The 6,417-nt window shown below is 39.2% G+C and carries 4 protein-coding genes; all 4 read left to right on the top strand.

The annotated features are described in order from the left end of the window. Positions 1 to 267: 267 nt before the first annotated feature. The 4 genes from F6K27_RS07565 to sppA all read left to right on the top strand — a co-directional run bounded on the left by F6K27_RS07565 (position 268) and on the right by sppA (position 6,290). Complete coding sequence (locus F6K27_RS07565; RefSeq protein WP_287274425.1) at positions 268 to 1,242, top strand: DUF1517 domain-containing protein; 975 nt, start codon at positions 268 to 270, stop codon at positions 1,240 to 1,242. Positions 1,243 to 1,391: 149 nt separating this feature from the next. Next, positions 1,392 to 2,435 (top strand): alpha/beta hydrolase, encoded by a 1,044-nt coding sequence (locus F6K27_RS07560; protein WP_124147785.1) that lies wholly within the window; start codon positions 1,392 to 1,394, stop codon positions 2,433 to 2,435. Between the two features lie 263 nt (positions 2,436 to 2,698). Then, complete coding sequence (gene fni / locus F6K27_RS07555; RefSeq protein ID WP_287274423.1) at positions 2,699 to 3,736, top strand: type 2 isopentenyl-diphosphate Delta-isomerase; 1,038 nt, start codon at positions 2,699 to 2,701, stop codon at positions 3,734 to 3,736. Positions 3,737 to 4,463: 727 nt separating this feature from the next. Next, entirely contained in the window at positions 4,464 to 6,290 is a 1,827-nt protein-coding gene (sppA, locus tag F6K27_RS07550) for a signal peptide peptidase SppA (RefSeq protein WP_287274427.1), read from the top strand. Positions 6,291 to 6,417: the final 127 nt, after the last annotated feature.

Here is a 6,417-nt window from a genome sequence, read left to right as displayed (position 1 = left end):
CATCCTTAAAACTTTAACCTTTAGCGATCGCCTAATTTATGAAAAATACAGCTCATACAGTTACTTTTATGTTACATTATCAATATTTATGTAATATGTAAAGATGCCAGCGCTCATTGCTATAACTCTCAGCGCAGTGGTTCATTTTCTCAACCTAGCAACAATACCAAACCAAACAATAATACTCGCCCCACTACCAATAACACCAACACTGGTGGACGGACTCGCAGTGGATCGTTTGCTCCAACTACAAAAAAACGTTACTCTGTGGAACCTGCTACCGGACGACGTTATTATACCCGTCCAGGAACTCAAGAACGTTATTATCAGGAAGCAGGTACAGGGAGATTTTATTATGTACAACCAGCAACCCAACGACGTTACTACATGAATATTGATAATGGGCAACGTTATTTTATTGATAGCAGCACTAGACGATATTATTACGAGCAACCTGGTACAAATCGATTTTATTATGTGCATCCAACTACTAGAGTCCGTTACTATTACCAACCTACTGTCCACGAACGAGTTGTTTACAGCTACTACGATGGACCCGCAACAGTTTTACCAATGTTTCTCACAATACTTTTAATTGGAATTTTGCTGGTATGTATTTTTTATGTTTTAATTATGGCGATCGCTCCTGCTTTTGACGGTCGTCGAGAAGTATTGGTAGCTGAGGAAGATGAATATATAGAAGTTATTGAGGAGTCACCAGGATATGTGGAAGTTATTGAGGAAACATTGCCAGTTGCAACTATACCAGAAGATTTGGTTAATGATATTGTAACTGTGAGTAAGTTACAGGTAACAATGGTTGCACCAGCAAATAATATTCAATCTAACTTAGCAAAAATGAGTGAGGAGATCGATATTGATACCCCAGAAGGTAGAGTAGAGTTATTATTGCAGTCGGCGATCGCCCTGCTGCAAACGGAGGAATATTGGACTGATGTTGTTGCTAGTTCGGAAACCGTGGAGAGTAGACAGGAAGCTGAAAGAATTTTTGAGCAGTTATCTTTTGCTGAGAGGTGTAAGTTTGAGGTTAATACTGTTGATGATAATGTGCAACTAGATCGTCATATTATTGTAACTTTGTTGTTGGGAACGGAGGATGATTATCCTTTATTTGCTGAAGTTAATAATAGAGAAAGTTTCAAGCAAACTTTGAAAGAGTTAGGCAAAGTTACCCCTGATTATTTATTAGTATTTGAGTTACTTTGGACTCCAACAGCTTAACGAAGTCAGAAGTTAGAAGTTGTTTTTTCAACGGGGATTTGATATTATTCTGGTTTTTTGACAAACTCTAGACAGATTGCTATGTTAGAGAAAATACTCTTTAATTTAAGGTGTATTTTTATATTCTTTCTCGTGAGAAAATACAACAGATGGCTATTGTTTTTGGGAGGTTGACTCATCGCCTCAGATTTTTGTTACTGTTGCTGACATTATTAATTACAAGTTGTCAGCAAAAACCGATGGAAGTTAAGGTTTTACAAAATCTTGTTTATGGAAATTATAATTATCAAAATCAGGAAAAAGCACTACTTTTAGATTTATATTTACCAGAAACAAAACCAGAGAAACCTTTACCTCTGTTAATCTACATTCATGGTGGTGGTTGGTTGCAAGGAACTAAAGAATATTGCCCTGGAAAAATTGTGGTACAGAGAAATTATGCCATGGCTTGTATTAGCTATAGATTTAGTAATGAAGCACTATTTCCTGCCCAAATTCAGGATGTTAAAACAGCAGTTCGTTGGCTGCGAAAAAATGCAGATAAGTACGATCTAGACCCTAAAAATGTTGGTGCTTGGGGACCTTCTTCTGGGGGACATTTAAGTGCTTTATTAGGAACATCAGCAGGAGTAAAAGAATTGGAAGGAACAAATAATCCAGAAATATCTAGTGCCGTACAAGCAGTTTGTGCATGGTATCCACTTACAGACTTTACGAAAGTACCTCCCGCTTTTGAAGAATCTATTACTCCTGCTGTTGAGGAAAAGTATAAAGATAAAGAATGGTATATTTATACTTTAGTAACTCATAAGTTATTAGGAGGACCTGTCTCGCAAAAATTAGAATTAGCAGCATTTACTAACCCCATTAATTATATTGATGCTCAAGATCCACCTTTTCTAATTATGCATGGAGAAAAAGATAATGTTGTACCAATGAGTCAAAGTGTTTTATTAGCAGATGCTCTATCAGAAAAAGGCGTAGAAGTTCAGTTAGAAAAAAAACCTGATTGGGGACATTATCATGGTAGAGGTGAAGCTTTTGACCCCGCTTTAATAGATATGGCAATGGATTTTTTTGATAAACATTTGGGCGTTGGTAAATTAGGGTATGATATTAATCTTAATTACTTAGGAGTCAGGAGTCAGGAGTCAGGAGTCAGGAGAGAAGAAAGAAGAAGAAATAAGGAATAGAAGGAGAAAGTTTTTTGTTTCCTGGCGCACAACGCACGTTAACGCGGAGTGCGGAACGGTGTTCTATCCCGCTCTTATCCGGACATGATATCATACATCTTTTCACTAATGCCAACATTTGAAATAACACATAATATCATCTTCGGATAATCAGTTATAAAAAACTTCTGGCCTTGAACCAATATTCCCTACTGCCTACTGCCTACTGCCTACTGCCTTCCTTCCTCCAAAGTGTAAGTATTCAACCGAACATGATATAACTGATGAACTCAAATTCCCAAACTCAAACCCGCAAAGCAGACCATCTCAGAATTTGTCTGGAATCAGATGTCCAATTTCATAACATTACTAATGGTTTAGACCGCTACCGTTTTACCCATTGTTGTTTACCAGAACTAAATCGCAACGAAATAACTACAAACACTACTTTTCTGGGAAAACAATTAGGTGCGCCATTGTTAATATCTTCGATGACAGGTGGCACTGAACAAGCAAAAATGATTAATTTTCGGTTAGCCAAAGTTGCTCAAAAATATAAAATAGCAATGGGAGTGGGTTCACAACGAGTGGCGGTGGAAAATTCCCAAGTGGCTGATACTTTTGCTGTGCGATCGCTCGCTCCGGATATTCTCCTATTTGCTAATCTAGGGGCAGTTCAACTAAATTATGATTATGGCATAGAACAGTGCCAACAAGCGATCAACATCCTACAAGCAGATGCTCTGATTCTTCATCTTAATCCTTTGCAAGAGTGTATTCAAACTGAAGGCGATACAAATTTCCGCGGACTATTTGACAAAATATCAAAATTATGCTACTCATTACCAGTGCCAGTCATTGCCAAAGAGGTAGGTAATGGCATTTCCGGAACAATGGCTCAAAAATTAATAGATGCTGGAGTAGCAGCAATTGACGTAGCTGGGGCAGGAGGAACTTCTTGGGCAAAAATTGAAGGGGAACGAGCAACAGATATACGTCAGCGCAGGTTAGGAGAAACTTTTGGCAACTGGGGTATACCAACAGCAAAATGTATTACTGACATCCGCGCCTTCAACTCAGACATTCCGCTCATTGCTTCTGGAGGTTTGCGCAATGGGGTAGATGTGGCAAAAGCGATCGCTCTAGGTGCAGACCTCAGTGGGCTAGCTTGGCCATTCCTTCAAGCTGCAGCTGAATCAGAAGAATCTCTCAATATATTAGTAGATATTTTAATAGCAGAAATTACAACAGTCCTATTTTGTACGGGTAATGCTAATTTATCTGAACTGAAAAAATCTGGCAGTCTAGAAAAGAGGGAGTAGGGAGTAGGGAGTAGGGAGTAGTAGTCCAGTAGGGTGCGTTACATTTGATTAACGCACCATCTAGATTTTAATTTTCGGTGTGTTTCGCTGATGATTTCATATAGAATCCGGTTATACAGTATATGTTTATAATCAGGACTTACGCAGAGACTCTACATATAGCGAGGGCGCCATTCGGAGCTTTGCCTTAGCAAATACCATTTGCTTCGCATAACTATCGTTAACGCCCCTACAAATGGTGCTTTAAAAGTCAATTTGCGTAAGTTTTGATAATTCTATCCACACTTCAATCTCCCCATCTCCCCATCTCCCCATCTCCCCATCTCCCTCAACTATATAATAAGTATTCAACCGGATTTGATTTCACAGGAAGACCGAGGACTGAGTCAGTAGGTAGAAAGGAATTTTCCAATGACTTTAGAGTCAGAAATAGGTATAATTTCCACTATTGTTTTGGGTGAAAATTTACCACTAATTGAATTTCATACATTAAATCAGCAACGCCTGAACCTAAAACCTACCACCCAGATGAAAACGCTATAATAACCAACAGGACTTACGCATGAGGTACGAAAAACTAGGATTTGAGATTGCTTTCTGTTCCGGACTGCTCCGCAAACCCTGTCGGCCGCAATGACGAAAATTAAGTTGTACTGCGTAAGTCCTAATTTATTTGACTAAAACCTACCACCTACCACCAAAAACCCAAAACCAACCACCTGAAAACATGAAAGACTTCTTCAAATATACTTTTGCCAGCCTGATTGGCAGTTTACTAGGAATTGCTCTAATTGTCGGCTTAGGATTTGGCGGACTAATATTTCTTGTTGGTTCCATCGCGAGTAAGGCCAAAGACATCGGCCCACAAGTTAAAGATAAATCGGTCTTAGTTTTCGACCTCGCTACGAATATTACAGACACCAGACCCATCTCCACTACCGGGGAAGCACTTCAAGAAGCTCTCTCTGGCGACCAACCTGCAACTATTACTCTCCGAAAAGCAATTAATGCTCTTGATACTGCTGCCCAAGATGAAAAAATCATCGGTCTTTACATTAAAGGTAGCAGTACACCAGGAAGAACAGGACTGGCAAATCTACAAGAAATACGTCAGGCACTTCAACGGTTCCGGGAAACAGGCAAAAAAATCATTGCCTACGATGTAGACTGGACAGAGCGAGAATATTATTTAGGTTCGGTAGCAGATGAAATTGTGATTAACCCTCTCGGTGCTATAGAATTCAATGGCTTAAGTTCACAGACTATGTTCTTAAGTGGGGCGTTTGATAAATTTGGTATTGGAGTACAAGTAACGAGAGTCGGTAAATATAAGTCTGCAGTTGAACCTTTTATACGAAAAGAAATTAGTCCGGAAAACAGAGAGCAAACTCTCAAGTTGTTAAGGGATATTTGGGGTAAATACTTGCAAAAAATAGCTCCGAGTCGTGGGTTAACAGTACAGCAGTTACAGGCGATCGCTAATGAGCAGGGTATTTTGATGGCAGATGCTGCGGTAGATAGTAAATTAGTAGACCGAGTTGGTTACTATGATGAAGTGCTAAGTGAACTCAAAGTGCTAACTGGCAAAGAAGAGGATGACAAAACTTTCACACAAATTAGTCTCAACAACTATACCAGAGTACCAGAAGTAATAGAAGTTGCCAGTGGAGATGTTAAAAGCAAAAACAAAATTGCTGTAGTTTATGCTGAGGGAGAAATAGTTAATGGTACGGGTACTCCTAGACAGATAGGAGGTGATCGCCTAGCAAAAGAATTGCGACGACTGCGACTTGATGACAAAGTTAAAGCTGTAGTTTTGCGAGTGAATAGTCCTGGTGGAAGTGCTTCAGCATCGGAAGTTATTGGTCGAGAAGTCAAGATGACAAGGGAGCAAAAACCTATAATTGTGTCTATGGGTAATATAGCTGCTTCTGGTGGATATTGGATTTCCATGAATGCAGACAAAATATTTGCTGAACCTACTACTATTACAGGTTCCATTGGAGTTTTTGGTGTTTTGTTCAATATTCAAGAGTTAGGCAATGAAAATGGCATTACTTGGGATACAGTGAAAATTGGTCAATTTGCCGATCTGAATAATAATTCTCGTCCTAAAACTGAGGAGGAGTTAGCCTTAATTCAAAATATGGTGGATTCAATTTATGAGCGTTTTATTACAGATGTAGCAACTGCTCGTGATTTACCAAAAGAGAAAGTAGCTGAAATTGCTCAAGGTAGAGTTTGGTCTGGTGTTAGTGCTCAAGAATTAGGTTTGGTGGATGAGATTACTGGAATAGAGGGTGCGATTGAGTTTGCGGCAGAAACAGCGGAATTGGGAGATAATTGGAAAGTTGAAGAATATCCTAAGTCTCGTAGTTTGGAGCAAAGAATTTTCCGCAGTCTTTCTGGTGTGGAAGCTGAAATATCGACTTCTCCTATAGATCCACTGACAGCAGAATTTCAAAAGTTGCAGCAGGAGTTAGCTAGTTTGAGAGCGATGAATGATCCTTATGGAATTTATACTCGTTTGCCTTTTAATCTTAGAATTGAGTAAATAGAGTTTGCGCTCAAAAGTCTTTTAGCAGGGGTAGGAGACAGGAGACAGGAGACAGGAGAAATAGGAATTTAGAGCAGGTAGGAGTAAGAATTGTCCCAAGATTGTTCTGCCCAACTATTTACTT

It is taken from the genome of Okeania sp. SIO2F5 (assembly GCF_010692685.1).
In the GTDB taxonomy this organism is placed as follows: domain Bacteria; phylum Cyanobacteriota; class Cyanobacteriia; order Cyanobacteriales; family Microcoleaceae; genus Okeania; species Okeania hirsuta.
This window is presented reverse-complemented; position numbering and strand designations above follow the sequence as displayed.